Source organism: Streptomyces sp. NPDC020490 (assembly GCF_044335305.1).
Classification (GTDB): domain Bacteria; phylum Actinomycetota; class Actinomycetes; order Streptomycetales; family Streptomycetaceae; genus Streptomyces.
In genome coordinates, this window is record NZ_JBIRUY010000030.1 from 83,407 (window position 1) to 98,614 (window position 15,208).

12 protein-coding genes and 2 pseudogenes are annotated in these 15,208 nt (G+C 70.9%); 6 read left to right on the forward strand and 8 right to left on the reverse strand.

Translation table 11 applies throughout. From position 1 onward, the window contains the following. Positions 1-1,339, reverse strand: a 1,339-nt coding sequence (locus tag ACH4ZX_RS28075) for a sigma-70 family RNA polymerase sigma factor (protein ID WP_398278381.1), incomplete at its 3' end; no start/stop codon positions are given. A 401-nt stretch (positions 1,340-1,740) separates the two neighbouring features. Between ACH4ZX_RS28075 and ACH4ZX_RS28080 the strand changes: the two genes are divergently transcribed. Together ACH4ZX_RS28080 and ACH4ZX_RS28085 are read left to right on the forward strand one after the other, a co-directional pair. Continuing rightward, positions 1,741-3,540, forward strand: coding sequence for a thiamine pyrophosphate-requiring protein (locus ACH4ZX_RS28080; RefSeq protein ID WP_398278384.1), 1,800 nt, complete (start codon positions 1,741-1,743; stop codon positions 3,538-3,540). Continuing rightward, positions 3,537-4,386 (forward strand): annotated as a pseudogene (locus ACH4ZX_RS28085) (enolase C-terminal domain-like protein); the annotation flags it as partial. The gene ACH4ZX_RS28080 and the pseudogene ACH4ZX_RS28085, both read left to right, overlap by 4 nt. Here the strand turns inward: ACH4ZX_RS28085 and ACH4ZX_RS28090 are convergent. Continuing rightward, positions 4,387-4,740 (reverse strand): annotated as a pseudogene (locus ACH4ZX_RS28090) (formate dehydrogenase); the annotation flags it as partial. A 357-nt stretch (positions 4,741-5,097) separates the two neighbouring features. Continuing rightward, positions 5,098-7,902: a hypothetical protein gene (locus tag ACH4ZX_RS28095; protein WP_398278387.1), complete on the reverse strand. Its 2,805-nt coding sequence runs from the start codon at positions 7,900-7,902 to the stop codon at positions 5,098-5,100. Between the two features lie 281 nt (positions 7,903-8,183). On the opposite strand from ACH4ZX_RS28095, the gene ACH4ZX_RS28100 reads away from it, so the two are divergent. The 3 genes from ACH4ZX_RS28100 to ACH4ZX_RS28110 all read left to right on the forward strand — a co-directional run bounded on the left by ACH4ZX_RS28100 (position 8,184) and on the right by ACH4ZX_RS28110 (position 10,817). Then, positions 8,184-8,612: a hypothetical protein gene (locus ACH4ZX_RS28100; protein ID WP_398278390.1), complete on the forward strand. Its 429-nt coding sequence runs from the start codon at positions 8,184-8,186 to the stop codon at positions 8,610-8,612. Between the two features lie 89 nt (positions 8,613-8,701). Continuing rightward, the gene (locus ACH4ZX_RS28105) at positions 8,702-9,682 is read left to right on the forward strand and encodes a hypothetical protein (RefSeq protein WP_398278393.1); all 981 of its coding nucleotides are present in this window, start codon (positions 8,702-8,704) and stop codon (positions 9,680-9,682) included. A 97-nt stretch (positions 9,683-9,779) separates the two neighbouring features. After that, positions 9,780-10,817, forward strand: a complete 1,038-nt coding sequence (locus tag ACH4ZX_RS28110) for a helix-turn-helix domain-containing protein (RefSeq protein WP_398278396.1) — start codon at positions 9,780-9,782, stop codon at positions 10,815-10,817. A gap of 6 nt (positions 10,818-10,823) precedes the next feature. Here ACH4ZX_RS28110 and ACH4ZX_RS28115 read toward each other — a convergent pair whose 3' ends face one another. From ACH4ZX_RS28115 to ACH4ZX_RS28135, 5 genes are read right to left on the reverse strand one after another with little or no spacing between them, the layout of a single operon-like run. After that, a complete protein-coding gene (locus ACH4ZX_RS28115) occupies positions 10,824-11,342 on the reverse strand; it encodes a TspO/MBR family protein (protein WP_398278399.1) in 519 nt (172 codons plus the stop codon). Positions 11,343-11,397: 55 nt separating this feature from the next. Further along, positions 11,398-11,979, reverse strand: a complete 582-nt coding sequence (locus tag ACH4ZX_RS28120; protein ID WP_398278402.1) for a TetR/AcrR family transcriptional regulator — start codon at positions 11,977-11,979, stop codon at positions 11,398-11,400. Positions 11,980-12,006: 27 nt separating this feature from the next. Continuing rightward, complete coding sequence (locus ACH4ZX_RS28125; RefSeq protein WP_398278405.1) at positions 12,007-12,723, reverse strand: ABC transporter ATP-binding protein; 717 nt, start codon at positions 12,721-12,723, stop codon at positions 12,007-12,009. Continuing rightward, positions 12,720-13,835 carry an ABC transporter permease gene (locus tag ACH4ZX_RS28130; protein ID WP_398278408.1) on the reverse strand — a complete coding sequence of 372 codons (1,116 nt, stop codon included), beginning with the start codon at positions 13,833-13,835 and terminating at the stop codon, positions 12,720-12,722. Before ACH4ZX_RS28130 ends, ACH4ZX_RS28125 begins: the two co-directional genes overlap by 4 nt. Positions 13,836-13,853: 18 nt before the next feature. After that, positions 13,854-14,156 (reverse strand): antibiotic biosynthesis monooxygenase family protein, encoded by a 303-nt coding sequence (locus ACH4ZX_RS28135; RefSeq protein ID WP_398278411.1) that lies wholly within the window; start codon positions 14,154-14,156, stop codon positions 13,854-13,856. A gap of 225 nt (positions 14,157-14,381) precedes the next feature. On the opposite strand from ACH4ZX_RS28135, the gene ACH4ZX_RS28140 reads away from it, so the two are divergent. Further along, positions 14,382-15,152, forward strand: coding sequence for an SDR family NAD(P)-dependent oxidoreductase (locus ACH4ZX_RS28140; RefSeq protein ID WP_398278414.1), 771 nt, complete (start codon positions 14,382-14,384; stop codon positions 15,150-15,152). The last annotated feature ends 56 nt before the right edge of the window (positions 15,153-15,208 follow it).

The following is a 15,208-nucleotide window of genomic DNA, read 5'->3' on the forward strand; positions in this document are numbered from 1 at the left end:
GGGTCTCGCCCGGCGGTGTGGTCTTGCGGGGCCGCGCCGTCTCGCCTGGCCGTGCGGTCTCGCCCGGCCGTGCGGCCTGCGCGGCCGCGGCGGCCCGCCGTGCCCCCGCCGTTCGCCGCACGGCCCCGACCCGGGTCCGGCGGCCGCCGCGGCCGCCGCGGGAGGCCGCCTCCCCGCCCCTTCCCGGGCAGGTGCGCAGCGACACCGCGCGGAAGCGGAGGACGGACCGCCGCGCCAGGCGATCCCGGCGGCCGTGCGCGACGCGTGCCCCACGGACACCGGGACTGCTCGCGGAGGCGGCCCGCCCACTGCCCGGACGGTCCGGGTCGGGCTCCGCGCGGGCCGCGAGGCCGGCTGCCGCGCGCGCCGGACCGGCGGGTCCCGCCGGACGCGCCGGTTCCGCCCGGCGGCGCGGACGGCGGGGACGGCGCGGAGGGCGGGGACGGCGCGGACGGCGAGGCGGCGACGCCTGCCGGGCGGGCCGGCCGGTGACCGGCGGCTGTGCCCGCTCGCCGACCGCGGTCAGCCGCTCGGTCGCCAGCAGGGCCTCCCGGAGCCGTTCGAGACAGCGCCGCAGGATGCGCGAGACCTGCATCTGCGAGACACCGATGACGTCCGCGATCTGCTGCTGGGTCTGTTCCCGGTAGAAGCGCAGGTAGAGCACTCGGCGGTCCCGCTCCGGCAACCGCTTCACCAGGGACGTCACCGTCAGGGTGTCGAGGACCCGGCCGAGAGCCGCGTCCTCGGCGCCGATCAGGCAGGCGAGCGGGGAGTCCTGGTCGTGCGCCGCCGGCTCGTCCAGGGAACGCGGGCGGCACTCGTGCACCGCACGCAGCGCGGACAGCACGCGGTGGGGTTCGAGCCCGGTGTGCTCGGCTATCTGCTCAGGGGTGGGCGGGCGGCCGCCGAGGCGCTGCTCGAGTTCCTCGACGGCCTGGAAGACCTGGCGGCTCGCCTCGTGCAGCGGGCGGGGAAGCCGTACGGCCGCGGTGCGGTCGCGCAGGTGCCGCCGCAGCTCACCGGTCACCTTCGGAAGCGCGTACGACAGGAAGGCGTGCCCGAGTGCCGGGTCGTATCCGTCGACGGCCTTGACCAGCCCGAGCGAGGCGACCTGGACCAGGTCGTCGAGGTCCTCCCCGCGGTGCCGGTAGCGGCGCGCCACCCGGCGGGCCAGCGGGAGCAGCAGGACCAGGACCTGCTCCCGCAGGGCGGTGCGCCGGGGCCCCGGAGGCTGTTCCGCCATCTCGCGCATCAGCTCGTCGAACCGCTCGGAGGAGGACGGTGCCGCCGCGGCGGTGGCGTCGCGGGGCCGGAGCGGGTCGGCGGCTGAGGAAGACATGGGACTCCGCAGAGGTCGGGCCGGCTGGCGGGCGACGGCGGACGCCGTCGCGCACCGCCGCCCGGAAAGCGGCGGCGGCCGGCGGTCTCAGGTGACGCTGCTGTTGTCGGTGCCGGGGCGTGGCCGGCCAGGCCCCTCGGGGAGCCGGGCTGTCCACCCGGTCCCTGCAAGTCACCCGTTACGGATGCCATGAAACACACCGTGACCCGGGGCCGCGAGGAGTCGGCCGCCAACGGGGTGACGGGGGCGGTCGGCCCGGGCCGGGCAGGGCGGTCCCCGCGCCGGCGCGGCGGGTCACCGAACCCGGTCCAGGGGAGTGGCGGACCGCGCCGCACCGTTTACGCGTCCGGGCCGCGGGTCACCCACTGGTCACATCACAGCTGCGTCCGAGGGAGTACGTCATGACGCTGGTCGCCGACTTCGTGCTGCAGCGCCTGCGGGAGTGGGGCGTGCACAGGGTGTACGGCTATCCCGGCGACGGGATCAACGCGCTGCTCGGCGCCTTCGACCGGGCGCAGGGGGAGCCGGAGTTCATCCAGGCCCGGCACGAGGAGATGGCGGCGTTCATGGCGTGCGCCCACGCCAAGTTCACCGGCGAGGTCGGCTGCTGCGTCGCCACGTCGGGGCCCGGCGCGGTGCATCTGCTCAACGGCCTGTACGACGCCAAGCTGGACCATCAGCCCGTCGTCGCCGTGGTCGGCCAGCAGAAGCGGCTGTCGCTCGGCGCCCGATACCAGCAGGAGATCGCCCTTCAGCAGCTGTTCGCGGACGTGTCCGAGTTCTGCCAGACGGTCTCGCACCCGGCGCAGGTCCGGCATGTCGTCGACCGGGCGTTCAAGACCGCGCTCACCACCCGCGGCGTCGCCACGGTCATCGTCCCCAGCGACGTGCAGGAGGAGGACGCCCAGCCCTCGCCGCCGAAGGAGCACGGGTCGGTGTTCTCCAGCGTCGGCTGGAGCCGCCCGCTGCTGCTGCCCGACGAGGCGGAGCTGCGCAGGGCGGCCGGCGTCCTGAACGCCGGCCGCAAGGTCGCCATGATCATCGGCCAGGGGGCCGCCCACGCGGAGGACGAGGTCGTCGAGGCGGCCGAACTGCTCGGCGCGGGGGTGGCGAAGGCGCTGCTGGGCCGGGAGGTGCTGCCCGACGACCTCCCGTTCGTCACCGGACCCATCGGCCTGCTCGGCAGCAAGGCCAGCGACGACATGATCCGCGGCTGCGACACCCTCTTCATGATCGGCAGCAGCTTCCCGTACTCGGAGTGGCTGCCCGACGAGGGCCAGGCCCACGGAGTGGAGATCGACATCGACGGGCGCATGATCGGTATCCGCTACCCGATGGACGCCCACCTCGTCGGGGACGCCAAGGAGACCCTCAGGGCCCTGCTGCCGCTGCTGCGCCGCAAGGAGGACCGCGGCTGGCGGAAGAAGATCGAGAAGGACGTCGCCGAGTGGAACACGATCTGCCGGAAGCGGGCCGACCAGCACTTCGGCAAGACGATCAACCCGGAGGCGGTGGCCGCGGAACTCTCGCCCCGGCTGCCGGACGACGTCATCCTGACCGCCGACTCCGGCTCCGGCACCAACTGGTGGGCGCGCCACCTGAAACTGCGCCGGGGGATGCAGGCGTCGCTGTCCGGGACGCTGGCCACCATGGGGCCGGGCACCCCGTACGCCATCGCCGCCCGCTTCGCCTACCCCGACCGGCCGGTCATCGCCTTCATCGGGGACGGCGCCTTCCAGATGAACGGCATGAACGAGATGATCACCGTCAAGCGGTACCTGGACCGGCTCTCCGGCCCGGCACCGCTGGTCTTCTGCGTCTTCAACAACCAGGACCTCAACCAGGTCACCTGGGAACAGCGCGCCATGGCCGGCGACCCCAAGTTCCCCGGCTCGCAGGCCATCCCGGACATCCCCTACGCCCGGTACGCCGAACTCATCGGCCTCAAGGGCGTGTACTGCGACAAGCCGAGGAAGATCGGCAAGGCCTGGGACGAGGCGCTGTCCAGTGACCGGCCGGTGGTGCTGGAGTTCAAGGTCGATCCGGAGATCGCGCCGATCCCGCCGCACATCATGACGACCCAGGCCAAGAAGGCCGCCAAGGCGGCCGTGCGGGACCCGGAGGGCGTGGGCATCGCGGCGAAGGGAGTGCGCCAGAAGATCACCGAGGCGGTGGCGCACGTGCCGGGGCGGTCTTCGTGACCGATGCCGCGTCCGCCGGAGCGGCGGGACTGGAGGAGTGCCGTATCGACGCGGTCGACGTGCACGCCTTCGAGGTGCCCACGGACGGTCCCGACGGCAGGGAACAGGACGGGACGCTGGAGTGGGACGCCACGACCATGGTCCTGGTCCGGGTGCACGCCGGAGGCACCACCGGACTCGGCTACACCTACGGCGACGTGTCGGTCGCCTCCTTCGTGGTCTCGCAGCTCGCCCCGCTGCTGAAGGGACAGCACGTCACCGCGCCGCCGCTGCTGTGGCACCGCATGGGGACGGCGATCCGCAACGCGGGCCGGCCCGGTGTCGGGGCCATGGCCCGCTCCGCGGCCGACGTGGCGCTGTGGGACCTCAAGGCGAGACTGCTGGGCCTGCCGCTGATCCGTCTCCTGCCCGCCCACCACGACCGGGTGCCGGTCTACGGCAGCGGCGGATTCACCAACTACCCGCTGGACCGGCTCACCGAGCAGCTCGCCGGATGGGTCGGCCAGGGCATTCCCCGGGTGAAGCTCAAGAACCTCGCGCGATCCGGGGCACGACCCGAAGCGGCTGACGGCCGTCCGCAGGGCGGTCGGCGACGAGCCGGAGATCCTCACGGACGCCAACGGCGCGCTCGAGCGCAAGGAGGCGCTGTACTGGGCGCGCAGGTTCCACGACGAGTGGGACGTGCGATGGCTGGAGGAGCCCGTCAGCTCCGCCGACCTGGAGGGGCTGCGCATGCTGCGCGACCGGGGCCCGGAGCGCCTGGAGATCGCGGCGGGCGAGTACGCCTTCACGACGCGGGACTTCGTCGATCTCCTGGAGCCCCCCGCGGTGGACTGCCTGCATGCGCTGCCGGCCGTACAGCAGGTTGGGGAAGGGCGAGTCCTGCGGCTCGTAGTGGGTGGGCAGGGGACCGTCGGTGAGGCCGGACGGCACGTACAGCCACGCCTTGCCGTCGGCCTGCATGATGAACGGGTCGGTGCCCGACAGGGCCTCGGGCCCGGTGGCGTCGGCCGGCGGCCGGTGGCCGGGGGACGTGTCCTTCCTGAAGTCCGGGATGTCGTGGCCGGTCCACTCGCCCCGCTCCGCGTCCCACCACACCAGCGCCTTGCGTTCGCTCCACGGCCTGCCGTCCGGGTCGGCGGAGGCACGGTTGTAGAGGATGCGGCGGTTGGCCGGCCAGGCCCAGCCCCACCTCCTCGCTCACGACTGGTCGGCCTCTTCCGCCCGGCCGAAGCCGGCCCGGAGGACCTCGATGCGGCGCCGCTGCTCGTCGGAGGCGGGCAGCTCCACCCGCTTCGCGAAGTACCACCGGCTCAGCGCGTTGCGGACACGGTGCTTGCGGAACAGCCGTCGATACCAGTCGCCGGCCGGGTGCGCACGGAGGAGGAGCCGGGGACGTATCCGGTCACCGTCTCGCTGCCGGGGAACGTGGCGCCTTACAGCTCCACCTACCGGCGCAGCATGCGACCCGTCTCGCACGTCTCGATGAGCAAGGGGCGGTCTTGCTTCACCCGAGCGGTGCCTGAGGATTTCGCACGATCCCCTCCGAGCTTCAGATCAGCTGCCCCATGCGACCACGGGTATGGCTTTGGAGAGCTGATCCAGGGCCTCCGGGAAGTCGAGCCCCGGCTTGGCGGGATCGATCAGAGGCGAAAATTGTGATGAGAACGCCTGCCACGCCGCCGCATACTTTGCACAAATCAGACCGAGCGTCACCTTGTGAAGGGAGTCCAAGCCGGACGAATCGAGGCGTTCCACCGCCGCCAGTAGGTCGCTGCTACGCTTGATCGGCGAATGCCCGGATGCCTCTCGCACATGCCCATGAAGCCAGCGGAGCTTCTTGTCCAGGCGCTCCGGGAGATGATCCCTGAGGTTGCGCATCCTGTCCGGATAAACCCACTCATCGTGCTCCAGTTCGAGGGTTATTATCTCATCGAACTCGGGAACAGAGGTGGGTAGTTCGATCCGCGGCCGCACAGTCGAATCGGCGGTCTCTTCGACTTTCTGGAGCAGCCTCCTGCGGTTCCGCCAATTCCGGGCCTCGCCAGCGGAAATAATGTCGATGAGTTCCCATATCTGCTTCTCGCTCTCGAACCAGCTACGCATGGTATGAACGTCTGCGGCCGCTTTCGCGCTCCTGTGATGCCAGACGCGTTCCATCGTATTGCCGACGGCCTCCAAAAAACTTCTATCGTAGGCGGTCATTTCGACATCGGTTGCTTCCAGCTCCTTTTGGTCTTCGCCGTGAGCCGGTTCGATCACCTCCGTGTCCCTGCTCGTCACGGATATGGGAAGAACGTCAGGTGAAGGGTGCGGGTAGAACTCCCGGGCGAAGCGTACAAATTCGGATGTGGTCCGCAGTCTGGCCAGATCCGGGTCTTCGTAGAGGAGCCAGGAGCGTCTGAGGCTCAGGTATCCCTCTTTTGCCCTGCGTAGCGCCTCCTTCAGCTCGTGGCAAGAATGCTCGGCGAGCTTCCTGCGTGTATTTTCGTTGCGGGTGGTCCGGTTCAGTTTCAGAGCAACGGCATACGCGCAGGCCGCGTTATAGTGCCCCTGCCACTCTCGCGGATGGATCCTCTCTCGGGGGCTGTAAATGCTGTAACGCAAGGCCTTGCGTAGTTGCTTTTTCAGGGTATCCGCGTCGGGGGTCGTCGCTACCCTTTTCGCTGCACGTTCTACGCCCGGGCGCCACCGTCGGCGCCACCATGGACGGTGGGTCTCCCACTCCAGTATCTGCTCACGACTCTTCCCGAGCTCCTCCTGCGCCTGAGCCAGTCTCAGGGGAGCCCACACGTCGCGGTTCACCCGCAGTGCGGACCGGGTGAGTGCTGTCTCGTCGGAGCGGAAACGGAGGATGAAGCGCGCGATCCGGTAGTCTTCGATGAGCTTGCACATCTCCAGGAAACCAGCCCGCTGGAAGATCAGTGTAATTTCCTGCTTCCTTCGCCTTCTCTCTTCTCCGTCACCAGGGATCTCGCCCAGGATGCTTTCCAGCCATGCACGCGGCTCCCCGACGGCCAGGTCTTTTACGAGATCGCTGTATCGAGCGGCAAAGGCGGGCGTGAGAGCTTTTCTGATCTGCTTCCTGGCGGTGCTCCTTGCGTCGGAGCCGACCTTGCACCACTGTGTAGCGGTCTGTTCCGATGTGCCGAGGACGACGGCGAATCGATAGCGTGACTGCAGCACGCCCGGCTGGTCCCGCAAGAACCACAGATGGGCGAACCGGCGTAGATTCCACAGGGAGGCCAGCAGTCGCTTATTGTCAGTCTCGGTCCCTTGGCTGCCCACATTGATGGCACCGTAATACGTTTCCAGTGCGTCCAGGTGCAGTCCCAGCTTCTCCTGCGTGGCGCCGATCTGGTTTCTCAGATACACGTTGAGTGGATCTTGACGGGCCGCCTGATAATAGCAGTCGAGTATCTCATCGAATCTGCGCTCCGAGCTGAGCTCCCTTGCCTTTTGGTAGGCGGTGAACAAGTCGAGCGGAAGGTTACGCCCGCGCCATTCCCGCCAGGGCTGTCTCTTGCTCGGACTGGTGATCGGCAGCAGGGCCGAAATTACCCAGTAACCGGCTTTGCGCACCGCTTGCTCCCAGTTGGGCTCCCAGAAAGTCTCTGCTCGGCTGCCCGGAATCGCATACGAGGTGACGGTCGCGGTAATCCCGTACCGCGGTTCTCCTTCACGGACAGCTAGGACGCCGCTGATCCGGTAGGCGAGCCTAGGGCGTAGTCGGCTGATGAAGCGCAGCAGGCTGGTCACCAGTTTCTGGGGTTCGACATTGACTTCCCCAAGCAGGTCCAAGTAGCTCTCCGCTGGTGCCTCGGCAGGCAGGTTGGTCGGAGCGTACAACTCGGTCTCGGAAAGTTGCTTGCGGAACTGGGCAGTCAGGTCCTTGGTCAAAGGCTGTGGCTGGACGTCTGGTGTGACGGCGGCGACCAGGTCTTCCACCTGCACCGCACCGGGCTTGTAGGCCGTGCGATGCAACATGGCCCGCCGCCAAGCCCATAGGGTGAAGCCCAGCACAATCAGGTAAGCGGCGCGGATGCCCCAGACTTGCGGTGTGTTTCCGCCGGAAAGCAGCAGACCCAGACCGCCGATCCACTGGGTCAGCAAGTCCGGCAATGGGGACCAGTCCCATGACTGCGGTGACTTCTCCCAGTACTGGTGGTGCTGGCCGATCCACCAAGGCGCTATGAGCACGGAAAGTAAGGCAAACAAGACAGTTATGGTGTACCAGCGCTTCCGGTGCGGGATGCGAAGCGGAGATGGATCAGCCTTGCGGGGACACATGGTCGCCTCCACTGTCTGGCGGACCTCATTCCACCAGCCTGCTCCCCCACGCTTCGGATGCAACTCGATCACGCCCAGGAGACGTCACCGCCCGGCGCCGCGCCGAGACAGGCGAATCGTCGGCTGGCTCACCCCCGCTCAGTGACTGGCGCTCATCGGCGCCGGCAACGAGCCGGGCCGGCCGTACGGCCAGGGCGCCGTGCCGCTCACGCGGGGCCGGGATCGTCGTCTGCGGCCAATGGACCGGCGCGCCGGGCCAACGACAGCGCGGCCGGACCCGGCCAGGATGGCCGCGTTCGTCGGCTCCGGCCGAGCTGATCGACGTTGTTGGTCCGTCCACCGAGGGAGATGGCATGAAGATGAACAGGAAGGCCGCCGGGGCGCTGCTGGCGGTGGGGATGGCCGTGGGCGCGATGCCCCTCGTGGCCTCGCCCGCGCAGGCAGCGTCCAAGTACGTCGGCACGAACGGCAACGAGTCCCGCTGCTACAGCAAGGGCTACTACGTCTGCTTCTACTACAGCACCTGGAGCGAGGCGTACTGGGGCGGCTTCAACGACAACGCCAACCTGGGCGACAACTACTTCAAATCGGGCACCGGCAGCGGCGCCGGGCAGGTGGTCCGCAACAACTCCCGCAAGATCCAGTGCGACTCCTGGGCGGTGTCCTGCGAGAGCTACTACTCCCCGAGCTACGCCGGCAACTTCGACTACCTCTACGGCGGTGAGCGCGGCGAGCTGTACTACACCTGGAACAACAACGCCTCCGTGAGGATCATCGGCTGAGCCGTCGGCAGCGTACCGGCGGGGCGGCGCCACGGCCCCGCCCCGCCGGTCCTGGCATCCGCAGCCGCCACAGCCCATCGGAGGACCGAATGCCCCTGACACACAGCTCGACGAACGCAAGGGCCGTCCCGCCGCCGGCCCTCCGGCGCCGCCCGCTGCGGGCAGCGGCCGCCCTGCTGCTGACTGTCCTGTGCGCCGCCGGGTGCGCCGACCCGGGCACGCCTGCGGTCGCCCGGCCGTCGTTACGCCCCGCGGCGGGGGAGCCGGCCCTGCCGGTCAACGCCTACCTGCCCACCACCGCGGAGGCCTTCGACACGGGGAGGGCGCGGGCGCTGCTCATTGACCGGTGCATGCGCGCGTACGGCTTCGGCTTCCCTCGGCCCTCCGCGCGCCTGGAGAGGACCAGCCTGCTCGACGGCGGGGTGTACGGGAACAAGCGCCGCTACGGCATCGCCGATCCCGCCATGGCCGCGGAATACGGCTACCACCTGGCCGGCACCCTCGACCAGAAGGCCCGCGGCCGCATCCGCGTGGCCGGCGCCCCGGGCAGCCGTGACCCGCGCTACCTGATCGTGCTGAACGGCCCCGGCGAAGGCGCGGACGGGCAGACCACCGTGAAGGGCCGGAAGGTGCGGCCCGGCGGATGCGCCGCCCGGGCGAGTGAGCGGCTCGTCGAGAAGGGAAGCGCGACGGGCAGCTTCTCCTACGGGCAGCTGGCAGCGGACATCAAGGCGGACTCCTTCCGGCGCTCCCTGCGCGATCCCGCCGTGCGGGCGGCCGTCCGGGCCTGGGCGGCCTGTATGAAGAAGGCCGGTTACACGGTGGCGTCGCCGGTGACGGACGCCCCGTACTTCGACCTCGACGAGCCCACGGTGAGCCGGAAGGAGATCGCCATGGCACGCACCGACGTCGGCTGCAAGGAACGTACCCGGCTGGTGCGCGTCTGGTCCGAGGCCGAGGCCGGTTACCAGCGTCGGCGGATCGCACAGAACGCCGAGGCGCTGGACCGGGTGCGGCGTGAGCAGCGGTCCCGTACGGCGGCCGTCGCGCGGGTGCTGCGTGAGGCGTGAGACGTCCATATCGTCCTGAATTCCGCTGTCGCCTGGCTCCGCCTGCCGACAGACTCCGTGACGGAGGACTGTACGGAGGCGGACGGAGCTGCGCGGCGTGATCACGGTGTATGACAGCGACAGGGTTCTCCCGTCGCAGCGTGTCGAGGCCTGGGCGGCGGCCACGGCTCTGTCGCTGGTCCCGACGCGCATGCAGATCACTGCACCGGCGGAGTTCGGCGCCCGGCTCGGAGTGCTGCGGCTCGGCGCCGTGCAGCTCTCCGAGATGTCGTACGCCCGGCTGAACTCCCAGCGCACTCCCCGGCTGATCCGGCAGTCGGACCCGGAGCAGTACCAGATCGCCGCCGTGCTCTCCGGCGAGCAGGGCATCGAGCAGCAACGGCGGCAGGCCGTGCTGCGCTCCGGCGACCTCGTCCTGTACGACAGCTCGCGGCCGTTCACCGCGACCGCCTCCGCCGACGGCACCCGCTCCGGGTCGCTGCTGCTCCAGTTCCCGAAGACGCTGCTGCCCTTTCCCGCGGAACGTCTGGCCGGGCTGCTCGCGGTGCCGTTGCCGGGGCGGCAGGGAGTGGGAAAGCTCCTCGCCGGCATGCTCCGGGAACTCGCCGAGGAGCACCGGCACCTGGGCCCGGTCGACCTGGCCCGGCTGGGAACCACGGCCGTCGACCTGACCGCGCACCTGGTCGGCCACCTCTTGGAGCGGGAGTCGGGGCTGCCCCCCGAGACCCGTTCCCGGTCGCTGTTCCTGCAGATCACCGCGTTCGTCCAGGCACATCTCGGGGTGGACGGGCTGGGCCCCGAGATGATCGCGGCCGCCCATCATCTTTCGGCGCGCACGGTGCAACGGCTCTTCCAGCAGCAGGGGACCACCGTCTCGGCCTTCGTCCGGGAACAGCGGCTGGGCCGCTGCCGGCGTGACCTCGCCGACCCCTCGCTGGCCCACCACAGCATCCGCTCCGTGGCCGCCCGGTGGGGGTTTCCCCGTCCCGCGGAGTTCACCCGCACCTTCCGGGCGGCCACCGGGCTGTCGCCCAGCGAGTACCGGGAGGCCGCGCGGGCCGTCCGGGTCGAGGCCCCGGGTGGTGTCTCACCGGGGGAACACGGCGGTTCCGTGCCGGGACAGACGGCCGGGTGACCGTCCTCAGCCCGCGCTACGGGCTCGGTTGCGGTAGGCGATGTCGGCATTCAGCGCCGTGGCGAAGAGGCACCAGGCCGCGTAGGGGAGGAGTGCCCGTGCGGCCGGCCGGTCCGCGGCGGCCGTACGCCGGATCAGGTGAACGTTGCCGGCGTCGAGCAGGAGTGTTCCCACCAGCCCGGCGCGGGTACTGCGGCAGCCGAAGAACAGCCAGTTCCAGCTCGCGTTCAGCACCAGGTTGCCGGCCAGGCTGTCGATGAGACGTTGGCGCTGCTCCGGCCGCGCCCGCAGCAGCGCCCGGCCCGACGCGGCGGCGATCGAGGCGTAGAGCGGCGTCCACACCAGGCCGAACGCCCGGCTCGGCGGCTGCCAGCGCGGTTTGTCCAGCCCGCGGTACCAGGGGCTGTCGGCGTCCACCGCCAGCCCGCCCAGCACGGCCGTCGCGGCCACCGCGCCCGCCGTGGCCGCGTACGTCTTCGCTCGATTCGCCTGCGGGTGCGCCGTGAACGCTGACTTCAGGTGCATGCGTACCTCCGTGGTCGGACAGGCGGCCCTGTACGTGTACCCGTCGGACGGGTGATCAGCGCAGTCCGTGCAGGCCGAGCCGGAGCAAGGTCAGGGTGTGCTCGCCGACGTCGTCCGGGTCGGCGCCGTTCTCGACGGCGGTCATGGCGGCCTGGAGGAGTCCGCCGACGAGCTGCGTGGTCAGCCGGGGGTTGGTGGGGCCGACCTCGGCGATGGTGCTCAGGAGGGGGGCGTAATGCAGCTGGTGGAGCTCCTGGACGCGGTCGCGGCATTCGCGGGGGAGGTCGGCGCGCATGAGCGCGGCGGCGGGGCGGTGCATGCCCTGGGCGGCGAGGCGGAGTTCGGTGCGGATGAAGGCGTCGAGCCGGGCGGCCGGCTCGGCCTCGCCTTCGAGCGACTCGGCGATGGCGGTGTTGGCGGCGGTGAAGGACTCCTCGACGAGGGCGGCCAGCAGCGCGGCGCTGGAGGGGAAGTACTGGTAGAAGCTGGAGCGTGCCAGCCCGGCGCGGGCGCCGACCGCCGCCGGGGTGACGGCGGCGGCGCCCTGTTCGACCAGTATGTCGGTGGCGGCCCGGATCAGTGCGGCCCGTTGCTGGGCGCGGTGCTCGGCGACGGTTGCGGCACTGATCTTGGGCATGGTGCGGGTTGCCTTCCGGAGTGTTGGTCAGGTCAGCCGGCCGTCCCGCAGGGTCAGGACCTGGTCGGCGGTGTCCAGTATCTCGGTGTCGTGCGTGACCATGACCGTGGCGGTGTTGTGGACCCGGGTCTGTTCGGCGAGCAGGTCGACGACGTCGCGGGCACGGGCGCGGTCCAGGGCGGAGGTGGGCTCGTCGACGAGCAGCACCTCGGGAGCCAGGATCAGGGCCCGGGCCAGACCGACGCGCTGGCGTTCACCGCCGGACAGCTGGTGCGGGCGCCGGTCCGCGCGCTGTGCCATGCCGACCGCTTCCAGCAGTTCGTCGGCGCGGCGGCGGGCGCCGGCGTCCAGCCGCCCGGCGATGTGGGCGGGCAGCAGCAGCTGCTCACGCGCGGTGAGGGAGGCCATCAGGTTGGCGTGCTGGAAGACGTAGCCGATGTGGTGCCGCCGGTGGGCGGTGCGCTGGTGCTCCTTGAGCGTGGTCAGGTCGGTGCCGGCGACGTGGACGGTGCCCTCGGACGGCGTCTGCAGGCCGCCGGCCACCGCGAGCAGGCTGGACTTGCCCGAGCCGGAGGGCCCGGTGACGGCGAGGAACTGCCCGGGGGAGACGGTCAGGCTGACCTGGTCGAGGGCGGTGACCTGCTGCTGGCCGCTGCCCAGGCGCAGGGTGACGTCGGTCAGGCGCAGGGACGCGGGGGCCGGGTGGGTCTCGGCGGCCGCGGAGGCGGGGGAGGGGCTGGTCATCGGTCGGCTCCGAGGGCGGTGAGGGCCTGCACTTTGGTGATGCGGCGGACCGCGACCGCGGCGCCGGCCAGGCCGAGGACGATCAGGAGGACCGCCGCCATGGTGACCTGGTCCGGCTTGAGCGCGAAGGGCGCCGAGCCGTTCATGGCTCCCCCGAGGGCCAGCCCGACGGCGGTTCCGGCGGCGGTCGCGGCGGTGAGGACGGCGGCGGCCTGGATCAGGGCGTCGCGCAGGATGTAGCCGGTGCTCGCGCCGATCGCCTTGAGCAGGGCGATCTCCTGGCGGCGCTGGATGGTCCACACGGTGAAGAAGGAACCGACGACCAGTGCCGAGATCGCGTAGAGGAAGCCGCGGATCAGGGACATGGTGCTGGACTCGGCCGTGTAGCCGGGGGAGGCGGCGTAGGCGCCGGTCTTGTCGGTGGTGTGGGTGCCCAGCTCGCGGTCGATCGCGGCGACGTCGGCGCCGGAGGACAGCTGGAGGGCCACGGCGGTCGCCTGGTCGGTGGCGGCGGCCGGAAGCGGGCCGGGGAGCCCGTAGTGGAGCTTCTGCCACAGCGGCAGCGGCGCGTAGACCACGCCGACGTGACCGAAGGAGGCGTGACCGATCGTGCCGACGACGGTGAACTCGGTGTCCGCGCCGCCGACGGTGAGCCGGTCGCCGATCTTGACGCCGTCCGCGGCGATCTCCTCGCTGATGAGGATGCCGTCCGGCCGGGAGGACAGCGGCGCGCCGGTGCTGGGCTTCGGGGCGAGGAAGCCGCTCGGCCGTACGCCGAAGACGGCCAGGTCGAGCTGCTTGTGGCCGCGGGCGAGCTGCGCGTGCGCGAGCTGCTGGCCGAGCGGCTCGGCCTTGCGCACCCCCGGCCGGCCGGCCCACGCCTGCCAGGTGTCGCGGGTGACGGCGGAGCGGGAGAACAGCTCTCCGGAGGCGGACTTGGAGAAGGCGAGGTGCGTCACCGGCAGGGCGCGCAGGGAGGAGATGCCGGCGTCGGCCAGGCCGCTGGCGAGTCCGGACAGGATGACGCCGAGTACCGCGATCAGGGCGACGACGGCACCGACGAGCGCGAAACGACCGCGGGCGAACCGCAGGTCGCGCATGGCGAGGAACATGTGCGGATCCGTTCCCGCTCAGGCGCCGACGGCGGCGACGGTCTCGAACGTCTCCACCTGGCTGGACATCCCCTGCGTGGACGGCCCGTGCGCCGCGCGGAACGCCGCCGACCGGGTCCAGGCCGTGAACGCGTCCTCGGTGGTGAAGTCCATCACCGCGACGTAGGTTCCCCCCTCCTGCCCCGGGCGCAGCAGGCGTGCGGAGAGCAGCCCGTCGACCCCGGACAGCGTCTCGCGCATGCTCGCCGTGAATCGCTCCTCGAACGCCGCCGCGGCCGGCGCGGGGACCGGGATCCGGTTCATCACCGTGTACATGTCCATCTCCACTTCTCACAACGGGAACAGGCCGTCCGGCAGACGTGTTGCCGACACCTGTGTCAGCATCCTAACGCGTTTCCCGACGCTGGTGTCAGCAACGTCCGCCCTTGTGTGAGCAGCGCGGACTCAGGCACAGTGACCTCGGCATACGCTCCGACGAGGCTGCGTCGGGCCAGGCACGAGAAGCGGACCCGCACGCAGGAAAGACAGTGGTGAACAGTGACGGCCATGGCCCGCTTCCGAGATCGCGTGGCGATCGTCACGGGCGCCGGCGCCCCCGACGGCATCGGCATGGCCGTCGCCCGGGCGCTGGTGGCAGAGGGCTGCCGGGTGGTGCTGGGCGCCACGTCCGAGCGGATCCACCAGCGCGCGGCGGAGATCGGTGAGGCCGCCGTCGGCGTCGTGGCCGACCTGACCGTCGAGGAGGGCGCGAGCGCCCTGGTGCAGGCGGCGCTGGAACGCTGGGGCCGGCTGGACGTGCTGGTGAACAACGCCGGCATGACGTCGGTGACGTCCGGCTGGGACGCGGAGGAGGAGGTCGCCGCCCTGTCGCTGGCCGAGTGGAACGCGGCGCTGGCCCGCAACCTCACGACGGCCTTCCTGATGTCCCGGGCCGTCGTTCCCCCGATGCGCGCGGCCGGTTACGGCCGCATCGTCTCCATCGGCTCCACCACCGGCACGGTCAACGCGATGCCCGGGCAGGCCACGTACACCGCGGCGAAGGCGGGACTGGTGGGGCTCTGCCGGGCGCTCGCCCTGGAAGTCGTCGGGGACGGCGTCACCGTGAACGTGGTGGCGCCCGGCTATGTCGCGACCGGCTCACAGCTGGAGTTCGAGGCGGAGGCCGCCGCGGCGGGCCCCATCGGGCGCAGCGGCACACCGGAGGAGATCGCCGCCTGCGTGCTGTTCCTGGCGCACGAGTCGGCCTCGTTCGTCACCGGCTCGGTCCTCGTGGCCGACGGCGGCCACGGCCTCCCCGAGACCTGGCCCCGGCCCTGACCCGATCCCGGTGCGGGCCGGGGCGGAGCCGGCGCGGGCGCGCCGGCTCCGCCTGA